Genomic DNA, 22038 nt, shown 5'->3' with positions numbered 1-22038 from the left:
ATTTATTTATATATCTGTTCTTATATTTCCTGTTACGACATAACTTTATCAACCTATAAAGCTGAAAAATTTTTCCACCTTAACCAGCAAAGGACTCAGGAAAAATTCCTTGCTGATTTTGAATATTATACTATACGATATAACGAAAAAGCAAAATAACGGGCTGCAAATACTTTGCTTGCAAACGTTGTTTTATCAGGCTTTTTGTTATATTTTTACCTCATTGCAATGTGCAGTAATGATATTGTAAAATACCGTCTATAATTGATAACCTATCGTAACGTATTTGGGTTATATTTAACCTCTTTGTTACGCTAAAAGGAATTTTCAGTAAAAAGAGCTGCCGTAACATTAAATATTAACTTATTACTTTTTAATTCATATTCACTAGCTTGAACTATGATGGAATACTTCCTATTAAATACATTTCCTGTCCCACTCCTAACTTGATCAAATAGGGCAAGCGGTACATTCTGCAGCTCTATATTTAATACAAAGACGGTCTCTATTATAGAGCTGTAGGATCAATAATGTATAAACAACTATAAGAAAAGAATATGTAAATCATTTATCTCACCCACTCAAATAGATTTGAGTGGGCTTTTTGTCTACTTTATGAACAAAGCATTTCTTTTAACACTATTATGGAATAATTATACTTTTTTACGTTGACAATAGTGTTGAAGGAGAATATACTAAGCATGTAAGTTGATTGTGAATAGTTTCACAAATAATGTGAATTTCTTCACATAAAATAGATAGGAGTTGTCATTATTATGAGTACTTGGACACAAATTTATGACCCATTAAACAATATTTGGTTATCTGCTCTAATCGCAGCACTTCCAATTTTTTGCTTCATCATTTGTTTAATGGGACTGAAAATGAAAAGTTATATCGCTGGGCTTTACAGTGTGATTGTCGCTATTATTCTTGCTATATTCGTTTATAAAATGCCAGCAACAGTAGCTGTAGCATCTGCCGGATTCGGTATTTTATCCGGATTTTACCCAATTTGTACTATCGTTATCGCAGCAATTTTCCTTTACAAATTAACTGTTAAAACAGAGCAATTCAACATCATTCGTGATAGTATTTCAAGCATTACAAATGATCAACGTTTACAAGTATTATTAATCGCTTATTCTTTCGGTGCTTTCTTAGAAGGCGCAGCTGGTCTAGGGGTTCCAGTTGCTATTACAGCTGCACTACTTGTAGGTATGGGCTTTAATCCATTAAAAGCAGCAGGTATTTGTTTAGTAGCAAACATCGCTGGTGGTGCTATGGGCGCTATGGGTATCCCAGTTACAGTACCAGCACAATTAACTGAATTAGATGCATTAACTATCGGTCGTCAAACTGTTCTTATTCTACCATTCATTAGTATTGTATTACCTTTCTTACTTGTTTCAATGGTCGATGGAATTAAAGGTATTAAAGAAACTTGGCAAGGTATTCTTGTAAGTGGTATTTCTTTCGCAATTACTCAGTTCGTTGTAACTTACTTCTTAGGTGCAGAACTTACTAATATTTTCGCAGCCGTTGTAAGTATGATCTCTCTTGCATTATTCTTACGTGTTTGGCAGCCAAAATCTTCTGCTAAAGAAGAAAAACACGAAGAAAAAGAATCTCATACATTCAATCAAATTTTATATGCTTGGTCTCCATTCGTATTCTTAACTGCATTTGTAACAATCTTTAATTTAAAACCAATTAAAGCTTTATTTGCTCCGGATGGCGCACTAGCAAACCTAGTATTTAACATTCAATTCCCTGGTCTTCATAACGCTGTTATGAAAACTACACCAATTACAAAAGCTGATACACCTTTCGCAGCGGTTTTCAAATTTGATGTATTCTCATCTACAACTACTGCAATCGTATTAGCAATTATCGTTTCACTTATCGTGTACCGCGTAAAAGGTAAAATGGTTAAAGAATTAATGGTTGAAACAATAAAAGAACTAAAAGCTCCAGTGTATACAATCTGTAGTGTTATCGCTTTAGCTTACGTGGAAAACTACTCTGGTATGTCATCTACACTTGGACTTGCATTCTCTTCTACTGGTAATGCATTCCCAATTCTTTCTCCAATCTTAGGATGGATTGGCGTATTCATTACAGGTTCAGTAGTATCAAGTGGTTCATTATTCGCACCGCTTCAAGCAGTAACTGCAGATCAATTAAACATCGTTCCTTCTACTCTTGTTGCATTAAACGTAGTAGGTGGTACAATGGCAAAAATGGTTTCACCACAATCTGTAGCAGTTGCTTGTGCAGCAGTTGGACTAGTTGGTAAAGAATCTGCCCTATTTAAAACAGCAATGAAATACAGTTTAATCTTCTTAGCTATCATTAGCTTACTTCAATTAAACGCTGTATTTAATATCTTTTAAAATAAAACACCGATCCAAATGGATCGGTGTTTTTTTACATTACATCTTCTTATTCTTTAGTAAAGAAGCACCAGCAATTTCAGGATGCGTCATTTCGAATGGATCTAAAATAATATCTAATTCTTCTTCTGTCAGTACACCATGTTCTAAACATAACTCCCGAACAGATTTTCCTGTTTCAATTGCTTCACGTGCAATACGTGATGCTACTTCATAACCAATATGAGGGTTAACTGCTGTAATAATTCCAACACTTTTCTCAACATATTGCTTCAGCAGTTCTTCATTTGCTGTAATTCCTTTAATACAATATTCACGGAATACACGGAATCCGTTATTCATAATACTGATAGATTGAATTAAATTAAATACAAGCACAGGCTCCATTACGTTGAGCTCCAGTTGTCCTGCTTCTGACGCTAAGCAAATTGTGTGATCATTACCAATTACTTGGAAAGCGACTTGATTAATTACTTCTGCCATAACAGGATTTACTTTACCTGGCATAATAGATGAACCTGGTTGACGAGCTGGTAATTGAATTTCCGCCAATCCAACACGTGGACCAGATGCCATAATACGAAGGTCGTTCGCAATTTTAGACATATTCATCATACATACTTTTAATGCTGCAGATACTTCTGTGTATGCATCTGTATTTTGTGTTGCATCAACTAAATGCTCTGCACCAACAAGTGGGAATCCGCTAAATGTTCGTAAGTGTTTAACCACTTGTTCAATGTAGGTAGGGTTTGCATTTAATCCCGTACCAACAGCTGTCGCCCCCATATTCACTTCATATAAATGTTGGCGAGATTGTTTAATTCTTTTTATATCACGCGCAAGCACTCTGCTATACGCTTCAAATTCTTGTCCAAGACGAATCGGAACAGCATCTTGTAAATGCGTACGTCCCATTTTAATGACGTGATCGAACTCTTTTGCTTTTGCAAGGAAAGCAGCATGAAGTTCTTCCATTGTAATAAGAAGTTCTTCTAACATCATAAGAGTTGCAATATGAATTCCCGTTGGAAACGCATCATTCGTTGACTGAGCCATGTTTACATGCGTATTTGGGCTAATTTTTGCATACTCGCCTTTTTCATATCCCATACGTTCTAACGCTCGATTAGCGATTACTTCATTTGTATTCATATTAATAGAAGTTCCAGCACCGCCCTGAATTGGATCTACAATAAATTGATCATGAAATTTCCCATCAACAATTTCTTGTGCTGCCTCTGCAATTTCGTGTCCAATGTCTTTCGCTAAGTAACCAGTATCCATATTTGCAAGTGCCGCCGCTTTTTTCACAATTGCCATTGCCGTAATGAGTGATGGATGAATGCGATACCCTGTAATCGGGAAATTTTCTACCGCACGTAATGTTTGTACACCATAATAAGCTCTACTTGGTACTTCCTTTTCACCTAAAAAATCTTTTTCTATACGTATATCCTTCGTTGCTATCATTTTCATCACCTATACTTTTCATTCTAAATCCCTATTTAAAAAATTCGCCCTCTAAAAATACGAGTATCATTCAGAAGAATTTTTCAGTGTCCACCTTCACTATATAGCACCTTTTTTGAAAGCGCAAACATTTAATTTTCTACATATATCTTTTATAGAAAATCATTCTTCTCCCTTCTTTATTTCCACTCGTTTAATTTGATGCATATCTTTTTCTAGAACTTTAAAAGAAAAGCCGTGTTTTTCAATAATATCTCCTTCAGCAACGACTTGCTTTTGTACCATAATCCAGCCACCAATTGTATCTACATCATCAGCGATTAAGTGGATGCCAAATAAATCATTTACTTCACTAATAAGCACTTTCCCCTCTACAATTTTACACCCTTCACTTATATGCTCTATAGGCGGGTGTTCATCTTCATCGTATTCATCTCGAATTTCTCCAACAATTTCTTCTAAAATATCTTCTAATGTAACAATCCCCGCTGTACCACCATATTCATCATACAAAACAGCTAATGGAATGTGTTTTCTTTGCATTTGTAATAGTAAATCATGAATTGGAATATTTTCTAACACTTCAATAACCGGCCTTGTATATGGCATAATCGAGCACTCCTCGTCCCGATTACCATCCATATAACGAATAAATAAATCCTTTACATTAACCATTCCAATGATTTCATCTTTATCTTCACCAAATACAGGATACCTCGTATATTTTTCTTGTGCAATTATTTTAATATGTGTTTCAAATGGTTCGTCCTCATATAAACCTACAACTTCCGTACGAGGCACCATAATTTCCTTTGCTACTCTATTATCAAATTCAAAAATATTATTTACATATTTAAATTCCCTTTGATTAATCTCCCCGCTCTCATAACTCTCAGATAAGATTAATCGTAATTCTTCTTCCGAATGAGCAACTTCATGCTCAGAAGCTGGATGTAACCCGAATAGTCCTGTTACAAGCCTTGCAGAACCATTTAAAGCCCAAATAAACGGATACATTACTCTGTAAAAGTAAATAAGTGGCTTCGATAATAATAAGCTAACTTGCTCTGCTCTTTGTATGGCGAACGTCTTAGGAGCAAGTTCACCAATAACAACATGTAAAAACGTAATAACTGCAAAAGCAATAATAAATGAAACGGTACTTGCAATTGCAGAAGATAGGTGTAGTTTTAAAAACAACGGCTCAAGTAAATGTTTTATAGTCGGCTCGCCTAACCACCCAAGTCCTAAAGCGGTAATTGTAATACCTAACTGACATGCTGATAAATATTCATCTAAATTTGAAGTTACTTTTTTTGCTGCCAATGCTCCTCGTCGTTTCTCACTAACGAGTTGGTCAATACGACTGCTACGCACCTTAATAATTGCAAACTCAACAGCTACAAAAAAACCTGTTAATGCAATAAGAATGACTACCATCAGTAATTTTAAAATATCCACATATATCCTTTAGCTTTCTTAGCTAAAGTGACACCTCCTTTAAAAAAGAAGTTTCACTTTAGTTTCTTCATTTACTCAAAAGCAACCCTATATAAAATTCACCAATTTCAAACCTCATACAATTCTAAAGGTAGACCATCCGGATCTTGGAAAAAAACAAATTTCTTTCCGGTTATTTCATCAATACGTATCGACTCAGTCTCAACACCACATTCGTTTAAATGTTTTACAGCCTCTTCTATATTTGTAACAGCAAATGCTAAATGTCTAAGTCCAGACGCTTCTGGAAAACTCGGGCGCTCAGGTGGACTTGGGAATGAAAATAATTCAATTTGATACTCTCCCCCTACACATAAATCTAACTTATAAGAATCTCGTTCCTTTCTATATACCTCATTTACCTCTTTAAAACCTAATATCCTGGTATAAAAATCTTTTGACACATCATAATTTGAACAAATAATTGCAACGTGGTGTACTCTACATATATTCATACTCTCTCTCTTCCTTTCTTTACCAAAGATGCATATTCTCCCTTGAAATGAAAAACATATATAGCAGAATATCTCTATTAGGGGGCTTACTATGAAATTTATTACTTTTTTCGTAGGACTTATCGTTGTTTTCTTCCTTGCTTATATTGCTAGTAACAATAAGAAACATATTAAATTGAAACCTATTTTCATCATGCTTATTATACAGTTAATTTTAACCTATTTATTATTAAATACAGAATTTGGCCTCATACTTATTCGGGTCATTTCTAGTCTGTTTACAAAGCTACTCGAGTATGCTGCTGATGGTATAAACTTCGTATTTGGCGGCCTTGCCAATAAAGGTGAAATGCCATTTTTCCTTACTGTCTTATTACCAATTGTCTTCATTTCCGTCTTAATTGGTATATTGCAACATTTCAAAATACTACCATTTTTCATTCGTTGGATTGGTTACTTCCTTAGCAAAATAAATGGTCTTGGGAAATTAGAGTCTTACAATGCTATCGCATCTGCCATTGTCGGCCAATCAGAAGTTTTTATTACGGTCAAAAAACAATTAGCTCAAATTCCAAAACACCGTCTTTATACACTTTGTGCATCTGCCATGTCAACTGTATCTATGTCTATCGTAGGTGCCTATATGACAATGATCGAACCTAAATATGTAGTAACCGCACTCGTTCTCAATTTATTTAGCGGCTTTATTATCGTACTTATCATTAACCCTTACGACGTGAGGGATGACGAAGATATTTTAGAAATAAAAGGTGAAAAGCAAAGCTTTTTTGAAATGCTTGGAGAGTACATTCTAGATGGCTTTCGAGTAGCTATCGTTGTCGGTGCTATGCTTATCGGATTCGTCGCATTAATTAGCTGCATTAATGATCTATTCCTCATTATATTCGGCATTACTTTCCAGCAATTAATCGGCTACGTCTTTGCACCAATTGCATTTCTTATCGGTGTACCAAGTACTGAAATTGTCACAGCTGGTAGCATTATGGCAACGAAGCTTGTAACGAATGAATTTGTAGCCATGATGGATCTTAGTAAAATTTCTAATAGCCTTTCTCCTCGTACAGTTGGTATTATTTCTGTCTTCCTCGTCTCTTTTGCCAACTTTTCTTCTATCGGCATTATTTCAGGTGCGGTAAAAGGATTAAACGAAGAACAAGGAAACGTCGTTGCCAGATTTGGCCTTAAATTACTATACGGAGCAACTCTCGTTAGCATTTTATCTGCAATTATCGTAAGCATTATGTTGTAATTAGGTAAAATTTTATCATTTTCTTCTCCCTATCTTTTGTATACAATAACGAATAGATGTCTTTATAAATAATCAAGACATCTATTTTTTATACATGTACAATCGCTTTTATTTAGCGTACAATATTTTTTATGTGTTTGAATGCGCTTCTAGATGTATATACTTTGATAGTTTTAAAGGAGAAAAAATGATGAAATCCGATATGAACAAAGATACTCGAGCCAAAAAAGGACGCTCAAAGAAAAAACGCCTACTTTGGTTCCTGCTTATTCCATTACTGGTTGTAGCACTTGGAGCCGGAGGCTATTCCTTCCATATATACAGTAAAGCAAAGTCTGTGTTAAGTAATGCCTATTCTGAACTGGGCCGTGGGGATAAATCCAGCAAACGTGAAAAAGCCGTTAAACCTATGACTGATAACATTTCTGTACTCATTATGGGGGTTGATGAAAGTGAAATCAGGGACAAAAATTACGGAAAAGCAACTCGTACAGATGCACTATTACTTGCCACAATTAATAAAAACGATAAATCTGTTAAGCTTGTCAGTATTCCACGTGATTCACGTGTATACATTAAATCACGTGATAAATACGATAAAATTACACATGCGCACGTATTCGGTGGTGTAGATAGCACGATTGATACGGTAGAGAACTTTTTAGATGTTCCAGTTGACTACTATGTAAAATTCAACTTTAAATCCTTTATCAAAATTGTTGATTCCCTTGGTGGGATTACTGTAGATGTTCCAGTGGAGTTCACAGAACAAAATAGTAAAGATGAAGCAGATGCAGTTCACCTTAAAAAGGGACGTCAACATTTAAATGGAGAGGAAGCACTGGCACTAGCAAGAACTCGTCATATCGATAGTGATTATATGCGCGGTCAACGACAACAGCTTGTTTTAGAAGCTATCGCTCAAAAAGCACTATCACTTAATTCCATTAATAAGATCGGTGGTCTATTAGACGCTGTCGATAAAGACTTAAAAACAAATTTAACTTTTGATGATATGATGACAATTGCAAAAAATTCAATGGATTCCAATTTAAAAATGGACAAAATGCAAGTAGAAGGTACTGATAAATATATAGGTGGTATTTATTATTACGTTCCAAACGAAAAAAGCGTCAATACGATTTCGACAACACTACAAGAACATCTCGGTGTTACGAATAAAAATGAACATAAAAAATTATAATAAAAAGGCTGCTAGAACTTTCTAGACAGCCTTTTTATTATAATTTTCAACATATTTTTCGTACACATTGTGACAAAAAGAGACAATTATTACAACAGTGTAACATTTTTTATAAAAACATTACACACATAGTGAAAATAATAGTATACTAGTACGTACATAATGTTATTTTCATCATTTTTATACAAAAAATGTAATACATATATTTATACAAAAATTTCTGGGGGGAAATAAATGAAGCTAAGTAAAATACTGATCGGTTCTGCAATTGCTGGAGGCATATTACTTTGTGTTGGCGGTGTTGGCGGATATCAATATGTATCCAAACTAAATAATCAATTAGATACTACTGCATTACCCAATACTTCATTTGAAGGTATTTCTCTCGATGGAAAAAATAAAAAAGATATTCAAGCTATTATTAATCAAAAAATCACTGAATTAGATCAAAAATCACTTACGTACATATTCCAAAACGATAAACAAACTTACACATGGAAAGATTTAGGGATAAATTATAAAGAAAAAGATATTATCGACAAAATCTTTAAAGAACAAGAAGGCAACGCAATAAATCGTTACAAAATGCGGAAACAAGCTGAGAACGGTGAAGTAAAACGTGACTATAAATTAACACCTCAATTAAATACAACTGCTTATAAAAACTTTATGAAGGATAAATATAATGAAACATTAAAAAATCCCGTTAATGCTGAATTAAGTATTGAAGGCACTACAGTAAATATTAGCCAGAGCCAAAATGGAGAAAAAATCGATAAAGAAAAGTTAACTGATTTAACGCAGCAAGCCATTACTTCTGGCACATCTGACGTTACATTACCCGTTACACTATTAAAGCCTGAACGTTCTACAGAAGATATACAGAAAATGGGGATTAAAGAAGTAATTGCTGAATATTCAACTCCAATGGCTGGTCGTAATGGGAATCAATCCTTTAACGTAAATAAGTCAGCTAATACTTTAAGTGGAGTGATTGTCGCACCTGATGAAACATTTAGTTTTAATGGCCGCGTTGGCGTAACGGATGCTGCTCATGGTTATAAATCCGCAGCTGTATATTCACAAGGGAAAGTTATACAAAGTGCAGGTGGAGGCGTTTGCCAAGTTAGTAGTACTTTATATAGCGCAGCTTTAAGAGCAGATTTAGGAATTGTTTCTCGAAGCAATCATTCTATGCCCGTAAATTATTTACCACTTGGGCAAGATGCAGCAGTAGCAGATTATGGTCCAGATTTAAAATTTAAAAACAATACAGGCAATCATATTTATATTCAAGCATTTTCAAATGGAGGTAGTATTACTACACGTATTTTCGGCACAAATACTGGTAAAAATGTTGAAGTTTCTTCTCAAGTAATTAGTAGAACTAATGATAAAATAACAGCAGTTACATATAAAAAAGTTACACAAAACGGTGAAGTAATATCTAATGGGCAAATTTCAAAAAGCGTATATAAAAGCGCTCCAAAAGAATAAGACACTATTAAACGAACAAATTTCAAAAAGAAAAAGGCGTGAATAAGTCACGCCTTTTTCTTTTGCAATAATACTAAAAAGGTTGCAAGATGGTCTTTCGTTTCTTCTAACGACCACATACGATTTCCTTGCTTCGCAGCTAATACGCACGCCTCTTCCCAAGCATCCTTTTTCTTCATATATAATAATTCATCGCGTAATTTCAAAACAATTTCTTCGTCCTCTTGCTCTATAAACTCTTCCATCACGCCTACTACTTCATCTTCATGGATACTTAACGTACAATACGATTTGAAAAAATATTGTAATGTCGTATACATATTTACTCCCCCTTCTTATTTATCAGATGGATAAGAAGTAATGATCTTATATCCTAAATCTCCTGACTTATCTCTCGCTAAAACAGTAACAGTTTTGACTAACTTGTCTTTTACATTCATATTTTTCTTTATTACCGTTTTTCCAACCGGGAATGAATGTGTTGTATTTAATACGAGACGAGCCTCTTTAGAATTTTTTAACCAATCTTGAATTTCCTTATCATGCTGCTTCAAACTATCTTTTACAGCTTTCGTTGCCGTTTCCTTGTCATAGTATGTACTTGCTGCTGATACTTTATCTGTCTTCAAGCGATTCTTCAGATCTTCTTCTGATTTGCCTACATGTCTTTCAATCGTGTGACCATTTTTAGGTGGCCCTTCCATTTCATCTAAAATATTATCACTAATTTTTTCTACTGATGCCGATTGATTCCCTGTTTGTTTCTCTGTTTTTTGTTCTTTTCCTGCACATCCACTTAAGATCAGCATGAGTGCCAATAAACTACTCACGAAAAGACTACTTATTCGTTTCATCATATCACCTCTTTCATGATTATTATCGTAACTTCACTAAAAGTCAATTTCACACCGAAAAAACATATACATTTTTCAAATTCCTCATCTATTTTTCATAAAACCGCTATTTTTGACCTTTTATAAATATACCCCTATGTTTTTATAATTATTTCCCAAGTTTAAACACCTATAAAAACACCAAATAAACCCTTTAAATAAAGGGTTTATTTGGTGTTTTTTAATTTATTAAAATATACCCCTTATTATACATACCTAATACCTATATAAGGTATATGAATGGTGTTTTATCAACGTTTTCTACATTATGTAAATTTGCACTTGCCTATACAATGGAAATATGGTGTAATGCAAAAAAAGATAAAGGATTTTAAACAATGGCTGAAACAATTCAAAACTTCTTAACAGACTATTATTCAATCGCAATTCCACTTAGCATCTTAATCAACATAGTCATTAGTCTTTTAGGCGTTATCCCTAGTATTTTTTTGACCGCTATTAACATACAGCTCTTTGGTGTAACAAATGGAACTATTATTTCGATCGCTGGTGAGGCATTAGGGGCTATTATCTCGTTTTATATTTATCGTATAGGTCTTCAGAAATTCACTCACAGCAAAGTAAATAAGTATCCAAAGGTAGAACGCCTACTTTATGTAGAAGGTAGAGAGGCCTTTCTACTCGTCCTATCGTTCCGCCTCATTCCTTTCATTCCGTCTAGTATCGTGACTTTATTTGCAGCTCTAGGCAAAATGTCATTACTATCCTTCAGTATTGCCAGTACAATAGGTAAAATACCGGCATTGTTAATCGAGGTATATTCTGCATACCATGTCATGAATGGCACAAATGAAGCGAAGTGGATTGTAACAATCGCAGGTTGCATTGGGTTGTATTATTTGTGGAAAAAATGGAGAAAAAAATAAAGAAGGAGCCTATGCTCCTTCTTTATTTTTGAGGTATTTTATTAATAGCTATCCTCTAAAGCCTTAGTTGATACCAACAGCACTAAATGATTGCTTAACTGCTGCTACTTCTGCAGAATTCGCACCATATAAGTCAGCTGCAGCTTGTACTGCACCAGCACGAGCTTGGCTAAATGTAGTAGATTGCGTGTAATATTGTGTGTTTGCACGGTAGTAAATTGCACCTAGCTTATCTTTACCGATACCAGTTACAGTTACACCGTAATGTGTACCGCCATTTGCTAATAAATAAGCTTGTTTATTAATAATGCCACTGTTTGTATGAACCCCACCGTTATCACTTGAACCCGTGTAACGCTTAGAATAATGATCTGGGTCACCATACTTCGTAGGGTCACTCATAGAACGAAGCGCATCTCCCGCTTTACCAGGTGTGTAAATATCTTCCCCAATCTCCCAATCTGGGTTACGGTTATCATAGAACTCTACTAATGTACCAAAGATATCAGAAATTGCTTCATTTAACGCACCTGATTCATTTTGATAAATTAAATTAGAACTATTTTCCGTAACTGCATGCGTTAATTCGTGACCAATAACATCAATACCACCAGATAATGAAGTGAATGTTACACCATCACCATCTCCGTACACCATTTGTGATCCGTTCCAGAATGCATTATTATAATTACTTCCGTAATGAACTGTTGATTTTAACGGTGCTCCTGCATCATTAATCGAATTACGATTAAATGTATTTTTATAGTAATCATACGTGACACCCGCATAATAATGAGCATCTACTGCCGCTGCATCATACGCTGCATTGAAAACATTATCAGCATCCGCCCATAACGTTCCTGGTAATGTTGAGCGGTTTTTCGCATCATATGTGAAAATCGTTGCTCCGCGCGTATTATCTTGTAAATAGTAAGAAGATCCAGATAATGTTGTATTAAGCGACTTCGTATCTCCTAATACCCCTTTACCAGTCCCTACTTTATTCGTTCCTGTAACAGGCTTTACAACTGCTTTTGCATCTTGCTTAGGAGCCTCTTGTTTAACTGGTGACTTATCATCATTTGTCACATGATCGATTGTATTAAATTTATTTAATACTTTACCGCTGTCTGCTTCAATAAAATAGTAGTAGTTTCCTGGACTTGGATCTAAGAAATTTAGATTTACCACATATGCATATGTTGTCTCCTCACCATTTTGATATACATATAAGTCAGCTTTTGGTTCTACTTCATATTTCGGCGTTACTCCTAAATCCTGCTGTGCGATTTCAATCGCTTTTGCGCCTTCAATCTTATTTTTATTTTTCAGCTTGTCCTTTTTGTCTAAATCAGCCGCAACTGTTCCAGACAATACCTTTAAAGAGCCATCTTTACTCACATGAGCTACTTGCGTAGAACCCCATACAGGTACTCCTTCGTATACTTGTTGCAAACGTACTACCGTTGAATCAGTTACAGCATCTTTCTTCACTTGTTTCACTTTGAAAGAATCTTGCGCACTCTTTTCCCCTAACTTATAATCACCTTTTGCCGCGTTTAAGTAATCAAACACAACAGATTCTGCTTTCTTACCAGTTGCTTCAGTTAGATCACCAGAAATAAACTCCGGTGACTGTACTGTCTCATTGTACTTCTTCGTAGAGAGTACATTTTTAGAATCTGCAAACGCAGAGCCTGTCCCTCCAAACGTAGTAACTGCCATTCCTGTCGCTAACACTAATGCTAAACTTTTCTTTTTCATGAACCTTCCCCCTAATAAATTATTTTTTGAAAAAGAGTAGTTTCATATTAGCATTATGTTTTCACTATTAATATACTAAAAATTCAAATAATTATTTTCTCAAGTATTGTAGAATTTTGGGGAACAAATATTGAAAAACCCCTTTCCGGTTGGAAAGGGGTTTTTTAATATTATACATTTACAGTTTGTGATACACTAGAATCTAATCCGTAAGTATCTGGTTTACTCGTATACTGTACTCCACCGACAATTGTAAGTACTACTGCAACTGCTAAAATTCCAGCTAATGCTTTTTTCATTTTTCATCCTCCTTATGACTTTCTAACATTTCAATAACTAGCTTATAGTAGTGATTACTTTGCTCAAAGTTTAGTGATTTAGAAAAATATTCCGCAAGCTCCATATATACTTTCTTCAGTTCTATTTTATTACCTGCTGATTTATAAAACGGAATAGCTTCTAATTCCAAAAATTGTTTATACTCTCGCGCCTCTTCAAAATACTTATTACGAAGCATGAGCAGTAAATATAATTTTGTATTAAATCTCTCTTCACGTTTGGCAGCAACAATACCTTTATCAATCCATTCTCTTGCTTCTTCAAACTGCTCTAATTTAATACAAGCTAATGCCATTTCATATAATGTGTCTATATAATTTAAATCTATTTGTTTTTGAAGTTGTAAACTCTCTAAATAATAATCTTTTGCTTGATTATATTTTTTCTTTTTATAGTGTATATTCCCAATATTACTTAAAGTAATAGCCTTTAGAACGTCTTTATCCGCAAAAGCCTCTGATTCCCGCAGTATGCTCTCATACATTGCTAGAGCTTCTTCATATTGCCCTTGTTCCGCATAACTTAATGCAATAAGAATTTGACAGTTTATCACATTCCGAAATTTATACTCATTTCTAAATGCTTCTAGTGCAATATTTGCAAAGTGTAACGTAAGATGTTGAATTTCCAAATGACTATAAGTAAGAGCAATATTATAATAAATTCCTGTCTCATGATATCCTAGATCTTTTGCCATAGCTTCTGTCTCTAATAAATAACTTAATCCCTGTTTCCACTTATATTGTAAACAGCATAATAATCCTTTACTATACGTATACAACAACTTCTGAAAAGGTGAGAATTTCTTATATGCCTTCTTAAGCCTCTCTAATTCTTCTGCGATTACTGGCAAATCTCTTTTCATCAGTAAATAACGTATATTAAGTAGTTTATAATAATTTATGATTTCAAAATCTAAAACATGTTGCATATCTTCTTGCAATTCATTATAGATACGTTCAACCTGTGCCTTCTCCAAACGAATTAGTGCATTCAGCCATTCATCCAACTTCCCCTTCACATCTTCTTCTACATCTCTCAAATCCGTCACGGCAATTTCTAATCTTGCGCAGAGCAATTGTAGAATCTCTTCTGATGCTTCGATCTTTCCATTTTCGATTTTACTTAAGTATGAGACAGAACAAATGCCCTGACATAATTCTTCTTGTGTCATTTTTTGCTGTAGCCGCTTATAAAAGACTTGTTTGCCTATTTTTTCTAATGTTTGTTGCATTGTCCTCCTCCATTCTCATTTACCCCCATTACTTTAATAATACATAAAATCTTGAGAAATATAAATTGATAAATGTTAATTTTCTAAAAAATATGCAATATTTCATTTTTTTCCCTCTTGACTATACTTTCATATCCATTCTTTGCTACGAGCCTTGAAAAATTGGTATACTATAACCAAATTATGGAGGTGTTTTCGCGATGACTTATTATAAAGACGATAGCTATGCCTTACATACAGATTTATATCAAATTAATATGGCTTATACATATTGGAAAGATGGTATTCATAACCGCCGCTCGGTGTTTGATTTATACTTTCGAAAACTTCCATTCGAGAATGGTTATGCTGTTTTTGCTGGTCTTGAAAAAATTGTAGAGTACATAGAAAACTTCAGCTTTACCGAAAGCGATATCGCTTATTTAGCAGAATTACAATTTGAAGAAGAATTTCTTCAGTATTTACAAAATATGAAATTCACTGGGACGATTCGAAGTATGCAAGAAGGTGAAGTTGTCTTTAATAACGAGCCTTTATTACGTGTCGATGCACCGCTCGGCGAAGCACAAATTATTGAAACCGCCCTGTTAAACATTGTGAATTACCAAACATTAATTGCAACGAAAGCAGCTCGTATGAAGCACGCTGCAAATAACGATGAACTTTTAGAATTCGGCACAAGACGTGCCCACGAGTTCGATGCAGCCCTTTGGGGTACACGTGCTGCCTTTATCGGTGGTTTCTCATCTACGAGTAACGTACGGGCTGGGAAACGCTTCGGAATACCTGTAGCCGGCACACATGCACACTCTTTCGTTCAAGCATACCGTGATGAATATGTTGCGTTTAAGAAATACGCTGAAACTCATAAAAAATGCGTCTTTCTCGTTGATACATATGACACATTAAAATCTGGTGTTCCAAATGCAATTCGCGTGGCGAAAGAGTTCGGGGATCGCATCGATTTTTACGGAATTCGCCTCGATAGTGGTGATATGGCTTATTTATCTAAAAAGGCAAGAAAACTACTAGATGAAGCTGGGTTTACAAATACAAAAATTATTGCCTCTAGCGATTTAGATGAATACACCATTATGCATTTAAAATCTCAAGGAGCAAAAATTGATGTATGGGGCGTTGGAACAAAATTGATTACATCCTTTGAGCAACCAGCTTTAGGAGCTGTTTATAAACTCGTTGCGATTGAAGATACTGATGGAAAATTAAATGATACAATTAAAATTTCATCTAACCCTGAAAAAATTACTACTCCAGGACTGAAACGAATTTATCGCATTATCAATCGAGTGAACGATCATGCTGAAGGCGATTATATTGCATTAGATTGTGAAGAACCAGGAAAAGAAGAGCGCCTAAAAATGTTTCATCCTGTTCACACGTATATAAGTAAATTTGTAACCAACTTTGAAGCACGCGAACTGCATAAAGACATTTTCGTTAACGGTGAAAGAACATATGAACTACCAGGCATATTAGATATTCAAAAATATAATGAACAAAGTCTCGCACTATTTTGGGAAGAATATATGCGAACTTTAAATCCTGAAGAATACCCTGTCGATTTAAGTCAAGAATGCTGGGATCATAAAATGAATTACATTCAAACTGTTCGAGAACAAGTTGAAAAAAATATACAAAAATAAAACAGAGAAACTGCCCTTCTCTGTTTTTTCAATGCTATATATCTTTGTAAAAAATATATTAAAATAACAAGACAAATATTTTTTATTTGTAAATTTTAATATTACGTTATTTATTTTCGAAATAATATTTGTTATTATTTTATTGAGTCAATTTCAACAGAATAACCTAAAAAAGGAGGACGCAGGTTGCGTCCTCTTTTTTATCCCGCATTAACGGGCAGTAAGACCCCCCACCTCAAAATTCAGCGAAAGCAAAGGCGTTAGATGGGGGATCAACTGCCCGTAAAAGCCCGATTGGTTCAACTAATAATCAGTGGGGGATAAAGCCCCCCCCACTGATTAAAGTTTCACTTTATAAATCTTTCACTCTTAGTACACGCATTGCATTTAACACTGCCAGTAGTGTCACACCAACATCTGAGAAAACCGCTTCCCACATTGTTGCAATACCGAAAGCACCAAGTAGTAAAACTAATCCTTTTACCCCTAATGCAAAGATAATATTTTGCCACACAATGCGTCGTGTACGTTTTGCAATGTTTACAGCTGTTGCAATTTTTGAAGGCTCATCAGTCATAATAACGATATCTGCTGCTTCAATTGCTGCATCTGATCCTAAACCACCCATTGCAATACCAACATCGGCTCTTGCTAATACCGGTGTATCATTAATACCATCACCAACGAAAGCAACTTTTTCTTTTCCATGCTTCGCTGCATCAATTTTTTCAATCTCTTCTACTTTTTGTTGCGGTAATAGTTCTGCGTGAACTTCATCTAAACCTAATTCTTTACCAACAGCTTCACCAACTGGTTTTGCATCACCAGTTAACATGACTGTCTTCTTAATGCCTAGTTCTTTTAACTTTTGAATTGCTTGTTTTGAATCTTCTTTTACCTCATCAGAGATAACAATATAACCTGCATATTTTCCATCTACAGCAACGTGAACTAATGTACCTACTGTTTCTGGTTGCTTAAATGTAATGTTCTCTTTTCTCATTAATTTAGCATTACCTGCAAAAATTTCTTTTCCTTGTACTTTTACGACTGTACCGTGACCAGAAATTTCGTTATAATCATCGATTATTTTTTCATCAACTGATTTTCCATATGCATTTCGAATCGATTGTGCAATTGGATGGTTAGAATACACTTCAGCAAATGCTGCATACTCTAATAATTCTTCATTTGTAATGCCTTCGCTTGGTTCCATTTTTGTAACTTTGAAGACACCTTTTGTTAATGTGCCTGTTTTATCAAAAACAATATATTTCACATCATTTAAAGCTTCTAAATAGTTACTTCCTTTTACTAACACACCACTTTTAGATGCGCCACCGATACCTCCAAAGAATCCAAGAGGAATAGATACAACTAACGCACATGGACAAGAGATTACTAAGAACACTAAAGCTCTATAAATCCAATCCGAGAATGTAGCTCCTTCTAAAATAAGTGGTGGAATAAACGCCATGATTGCTGCTGTAATTACTACAACTGGAGTGTAGTAACGCGCGAACTTCGTAATAAAGTTTTCTGTTGGCGCTTTTTTACTGCTTGCATTTTGAACTAAATCTAAAATTTTTGATACAGTTGATTCACCAAATTCTTTTGTAACTTCAATTGTTAATACACCATTTTGGTTCACAAAACCACTTAATACATCATTTCCAATTTCAACTTCACGTGGTACAGATTCACCAGTCAATGCTGAAGTATCTACCATTGATGTTCCTTCAACTACTTTTCCGTCTAACGGTACTTTCTCACCAGGTTTCACGATAATATAATCGCCGATTTGTACATCTTCTGGTGATACTTGTTTCGTTTCATTTCCAACCTTTACATTCGCGTAATCAGGACGAATATCCATTAATGAAGTAATTGATTTTCGAGAACGGTTTACCGCAATACTTTGGAATAGTTCTCCTACTTGATAGAATAACATTACTGCAACCGCTTCTGGGTATTGTTGAATTGCGAAAGCTCCTAGTGTTGCAATTGCCATTAAGAAGTTCTCATCAAACACTTGGCCACGAGTTATGTTTCTTACTGCTCTCCAAACGATATCTCCACCGATTAATACATACGCAAGGACGAATAACGGAATTGTGATCATTTGTGGTAAGCCAGCTAATGCAGCAATTGCTGTCAAAATTCCGCCGACCACTAATCGTCCTACCATCTTTTTCACATTTGCTTCACCATGATCATGACTATGTCCATGGTCATGACCACCCTTTTCTTCACGAACAACTTTCACATCTGGTTCTAACTTTTGAACGACATTTGTTATATTAGCTACAGTCGCTTCTAGTTCCCTTTTATTCGCTACTTCAACTCGTAATTTCTTTGATACGAAATCAACAGTTGCTGCTGAAACCGTCGGCATTTCCTTAACTTTATTTTCAATCTTCATCGCACAATTTGCGCAATCTAAACCTTCTAATATAAACACTTCTTTTGCCATTTTTGTGTTTTTTTCTTCTTGCACTTTAATGTGCGGTTCTAATTTTGTAACGAGTTGTTTTGCTTCTGTAACAACTTCACTTTCTTTATTTTGCGCTGTTTCTAAAACCATTGTTTTTGTCGCGAAATTTACAGAGCAAGAATTTACTCCTTCTATATTTCCAACACCTTTTTCAATTTTCATTGCACAGTTCGCACAATCTAAACCTTCTAACATCAGTTTCTTTTTCACTAATGCTTCAGCCATCGTTCTCCCTCCTCGCGTTCTATTTATTCTTCCTCGTTTACGTGTTCAAACGCTTGCTCGAAGATATGAATTACGTGTTGGTCAGCTAACGAATAATAAACGACCTTTCCTTCTTTACGATTCTTTACAAGTTTCGCTTGCTTTAACACACGAAGCTGATGTGAAATAGATGATTGTGTCATTCCTAATAAATACGCTAAATCACAAACACACATTTCAGCTTCAAATAACGCATGTAATATTCTCGTACGTGTACGATCGCCTAATACTTTAAATAATTCTGCTACTTTACTTAAACTTTCATCCGTTGGAATTGTTTGTTTTACTTGATCAACAACTTCTTCATGAATTATCGTTTGAGAACATGTCTCTTGTGGTGTTTCTACTTTATTTCCAGCCATTATAGCTCACCTCTTTATTTGAACATATGAACAATCATTCATATATCTTATACCTTTATTATATGAGCGTCCATTCATATGTGTCAATGAAATCTCATACATTTTTTTGAACATTTCGTTCACATTTTAAAAAGATCTACACATATTTTCCGCATCCATTACATTCTCATACAAAAAGAATATACACTTTGCACAAAAGAAAAAGCCTTGCGCGTTCCCTAGACGCACAAGGCTTACTATACTTATATCCCTTTTAACTAAGCTTTTAATTAGCTTGTTCTAAATTATCCTGCGAACTTCCATCGTCTTTTAAATGACTATGTTTTTTCGAATAAACAAAGTATACAACTACTCCAATTGCTAACCAAATACCGAAGTAGATCCATGTTGTTAATGGTAGGTTAAACATTAAGAATAGACAACATGCGATTGAAATAAGCGGTAGCGTTGGTACAAGTGGTACCATAAAGCCACGTTTTAAGTTCGGATGTGTTTTACGAAGAATAATAACTGACACACCTACCATCGCAAATGTTAACAATGCTCCAATATTCGCTAAATTCGATAATTCTTTTAAATCGATAAATCCAGCAATTAAAGCACTACCAATACCTGTTAACCAAGTTGAAAATACTGGTGCTTCTGTCTTTTTATTAATTTTCGCAAATGATTTTGGTAATAAACCATCACGGCTCATCGCGAAGAATACACGTGTCGTTGCATAAATGTAAGCAAAGATTACAGCCATAATACCAATTACAGCTCCAACTGCGATTACACCTGCTACTTTATCTTGTCCTACAACTTCTAACACATATGCCATAGCTTCTGGTACATCTAATTCTTTATAAGAAACCATACCTGTCATAACGAGACATACTACAACATAAATAATTGTACAAATAACTAACGAAGCAATAATACCAATCGGTAAATCACGTTGTGGATTTTTTACTTCTTCAGCAGAAGTTGCTAATGCATCAAATCCTAAGAAAGCAAAGAATACTGCTGCTCCGCCGGCAAAGATTCCGCTAATACCGTATGGTGCAAATGGTGTCCAGTTTTCTGGTTGTACGTAGAACGCACCAACTGCAATGAATAAAATAACAATACCAATTTTAATTAATACCATTATGTTATTTACACGCTTACTTTCTTTCGTACCTCTTGATAGTAACCAAGTTAAAACTAATGTAATGACTACTGCTGGTAAATTCACGATCCCACCTTGTGATGGAATCTTTAACAACTCTGTTGGAATTTCTAATCCGAATCCACTCACTAAGTTATTAAAATAACCTGTCCATCCACCTGCTACTGCAGCAGTTGTTACGACATATACAGATAGTAATGTCCATCCCATTAGATGGGCAATAAACTCACCAATTGTCGCATATGAATATGTGTACACACTACCTGAAACCGGAAGTGTAGATGCAACTTCTGCATAACATAATGCTGCAAATCCACAAACAATCGCTGCAATCATGAATGAAAAGATAACTGCTGGACCAGCATCTCTTGCTGCTACTAATCCTGTTAATACTAGTACTCCTGTACCAATTATCGCACCAATCCCTAGCATTGTTAGGTCAAATGCCCCTAGCGTTTTCGTTAAAGTTTTACTTTTACTTTCCCCTAACAATTGCGTAACGGATTTCTTTTTAAATAGGTTGGCCACGATGTATGCCCCCTTTTGCCAAGAAGAGCTAAGAGATATTCACTCTTAGCTCTTATCATGTTGGTTTATATATTGTTCGATTTTGTTTTGTATAATGCTTCTATTAGCAAGATACTGTTTCTGCTTCTAATAATTCTTTAGCACCTTTGTACTCTACACCGTGAGCTTCTGCAACTGCTTCGAATGTTACATAGCCATCTAATGTATTAATACCTTTTAGTAATGCAGAGTTGCCTAAGCAAGCTTCTTTGTAGCCTTTGTTAGCAATTTGTACTGCGTATGGTACTGTTACGTTTGTTAATGCAAGAGTTGATGTACGTGGAACCGCACCTGGCATGTTTGCAACTGCATAATGAACAACGCCGTGTTTTTCGTAAGTTGGGTTATCATGAGTTGTAATACGGTCAGTTGTTTCGAAAATACCACCTTGGTCAATCGCGATATCTACAACAACAGAACCAGGTTCCATTGATTTAATCATTTCTTCTGTTACAAGTTTTGGCGCTTTTGCACCTGGGATTAATACTGCACCGATTACAAGATCAGACTCTTTTACAGCTTCTGCAATATTGTACGGATTAGACATTAAAGTTTTTACTTGGTTTCCGAAAATGTCATCTAATTGACGAAGACGTTCTGCACTTAAGTCGATGATTGTTAC

The 22038-nt window shown here is 35.0% G+C and carries 17 protein-coding genes and 1 pseudogene; 6 read left to right on the top strand and 12 right to left on the bottom strand.

What is annotated here, in order from left to right:
* Window positions 1-776 precede the first annotated feature (776 nt).
* Complete coding sequence (locus tag MR083_RS21710) at window positions 777-2396, top strand: L-lactate permease (protein WP_046646284.1); 1620 nt, start codon at window positions 777-779, stop codon at window positions 2394-2396.
* A 39-nt stretch (window positions 2397-2435) separates the two neighbouring features.
* On the opposite strand, the gene aspA is transcribed toward MR083_RS21710, so the two are convergent.
* The 3 genes from aspA to gloA2 all read right to left on the bottom strand — a co-directional run bounded on the left by aspA (window position 2436) and on the right by gloA2 (window position 5824).
* Entirely contained in the window at window positions 2436-3869 is a 1434-nt protein-coding gene (aspA, locus tag MR083_RS21705) for an aspartate ammonia-lyase (RefSeq protein WP_000562154.1), read from the bottom strand.
* 162 nt (window positions 3870-4031) lie between these two features.
* Window positions 4032-5330, bottom strand: coding sequence for a hemolysin family protein (locus MR083_RS21700; RefSeq protein WP_000353306.1), 1299 nt, complete (start codon window positions 5328-5330; stop codon window positions 4032-4034).
* 107 nt (window positions 5331-5437) lie between these two features.
* Entirely contained in the window at window positions 5438-5824 is a 387-nt protein-coding gene (gene gloA2, locus MR083_RS21695; RefSeq protein WP_001017669.1) for an SMU1112c/YaeR family gloxylase I-like metalloprotein, read from the bottom strand.
* A 91-nt stretch (window positions 5825-5915) separates the two neighbouring features.
* On the opposite strand from gloA2, the gene MR083_RS21690 reads away from it, so the two are divergent.
* From MR083_RS21690 to MR083_RS21680, 3 genes are all read left to right on the top strand, one after another.
* Complete coding sequence (locus MR083_RS21690) at window positions 5916-7094, top strand: NupC/NupG family nucleoside CNT transporter (protein ID WP_000668861.1); 1179 nt, start codon at window positions 5916-5918, stop codon at window positions 7092-7094.
* Between the two features lie 187 nt (window positions 7095-7281).
* On the top strand, window positions 7282-8298 hold the full coding sequence (locus MR083_RS21685; RefSeq protein ID WP_014893323.1) for an LCP family protein: 1017 nt from the start codon (window positions 7282-7284) through the stop codon (window positions 8296-8298).
* Window positions 8299-8532: 234 nt separating this feature from the next.
* Window positions 8533-9795, top strand: a complete 1263-nt coding sequence (locus MR083_RS21680; RefSeq protein ID WP_000777344.1) for a VanW family protein — start codon at window positions 8533-8535, stop codon at window positions 9793-9795.
* A gap of 47 nt (window positions 9796-9842) precedes the next feature.
* Here the strand turns inward: MR083_RS21680 and MR083_RS21675 are convergent, their stop codons facing one another.
* Together MR083_RS21675 and MR083_RS21670 are read right to left on the bottom strand one after the other, a co-directional pair.
* Complete coding sequence (locus MR083_RS21675) at window positions 9843-10115, bottom strand: hypothetical protein (protein ID WP_000288789.1); 273 nt, start codon at window positions 10113-10115, stop codon at window positions 9843-9845.
* A 15-nt stretch (window positions 10116-10130) separates the two neighbouring features.
* A complete protein-coding gene (locus MR083_RS21670; protein ID WP_000822717.1) occupies window positions 10131-10649 on the bottom strand; it encodes an RNase A-like domain-containing lipoprotein in 519 nt (172 codons plus the stop codon).
* 377 nt (window positions 10650-11026) lie between these two features.
* On the opposite strand from MR083_RS21670, the gene MR083_RS21665 reads away from it, so the two are divergent.
* Window positions 11027-11575 (top strand): TVP38/TMEM64 family protein, encoded by a 549-nt coding sequence (locus tag MR083_RS21665; protein WP_000852208.1) that lies wholly within the window; start codon window positions 11027-11029, stop codon window positions 11573-11575.
* Window positions 11576-11638: 63 nt separating this feature from the next.
* On the opposite strand, the gene MR083_RS21660 is transcribed toward MR083_RS21665, so the two are convergent.
* From MR083_RS21660 to MR083_RS21650, 3 genes are all read right to left on the bottom strand, one after another.
* Complete coding sequence (locus tag MR083_RS21660) at window positions 11639-13339, bottom strand: M4 family metallopeptidase (RefSeq protein ID WP_000730367.1); 1701 nt, start codon at window positions 13337-13339, stop codon at window positions 11639-11641.
* Window positions 13340-13509: 170 nt separating this feature from the next.
* Window positions 13510-13638, bottom strand: a complete 129-nt coding sequence (locus MR083_RS21655; protein WP_000709401.1) for an NprX family peptide pheromone — start codon at window positions 13636-13638, stop codon at window positions 13510-13512.
* The gene (locus MR083_RS21650) at window positions 13635-14912 is read right to left on the bottom strand and encodes a tetratricopeptide repeat protein (RefSeq protein ID WP_001187924.1); all 1278 of its coding nucleotides are present in this window, start codon (window positions 14910-14912) and stop codon (window positions 13635-13637) included. The genes MR083_RS21655 and MR083_RS21650 overlap by 4 nt, the downstream gene beginning before the upstream one ends.
* Window positions 14913-15112: 200 nt before the next feature.
* Between MR083_RS21650 and MR083_RS21645 the strand changes: the two genes are divergently transcribed.
* Complete coding sequence (locus MR083_RS21645) at window positions 15113-16576, top strand: nicotinate phosphoribosyltransferase (RefSeq protein ID WP_000222901.1); 1464 nt, start codon at window positions 15113-15115, stop codon at window positions 16574-16576.
* A gap of 352 nt (window positions 16577-16928) precedes the next feature.
* Here the strand turns inward: MR083_RS21645 and MR083_RS21640 are convergent, their stop codons facing one another.
* From MR083_RS21640 to MR083_RS21625, 4 genes and pseudogenes are all read right to left on the bottom strand, one after another.
* A complete protein-coding gene (locus tag MR083_RS21640) occupies window positions 16929-19295 on the bottom strand; it encodes a heavy metal translocating P-type ATPase (RefSeq protein WP_000796590.1) in 2367 nt (788 codons plus the stop codon).
* Between the two features lie 23 nt (window positions 19296-19318).
* Window positions 19319-19696, bottom strand: coding sequence for an ArsR/SmtB family transcription factor (locus MR083_RS21635; RefSeq protein WP_000918377.1), 378 nt, complete (start codon window positions 19694-19696; stop codon window positions 19319-19321).
* A gap of 265 nt (window positions 19697-19961) precedes the next feature.
* Window positions 19962-21377: an amino acid permease gene (locus MR083_RS21630; RefSeq protein WP_001284877.1), complete on the bottom strand. Its 1416-nt coding sequence runs from the start codon at window positions 21375-21377 to the stop codon at window positions 19962-19964.
* Window positions 21378-21480: 103 nt separating this feature from the next.
* Window positions 21481-22038 (bottom strand): annotated as a pseudogene (locus MR083_RS21625) (alanine dehydrogenase); the annotation flags it as partial.

The sequence above is a fragment of the Bacillus cereus group sp. BfR-BA-01408 genome (assembly GCF_022663305.1).
Lineage (GTDB): Bacteria > Bacillota > Bacilli > Bacillales > Bacillaceae_G > Bacillus_A > Bacillus_A pacificus.
Note: the sequence above shows the minus strand (reverse complement) of the source record. Positions and strands in the feature narration are given on the sequence as shown.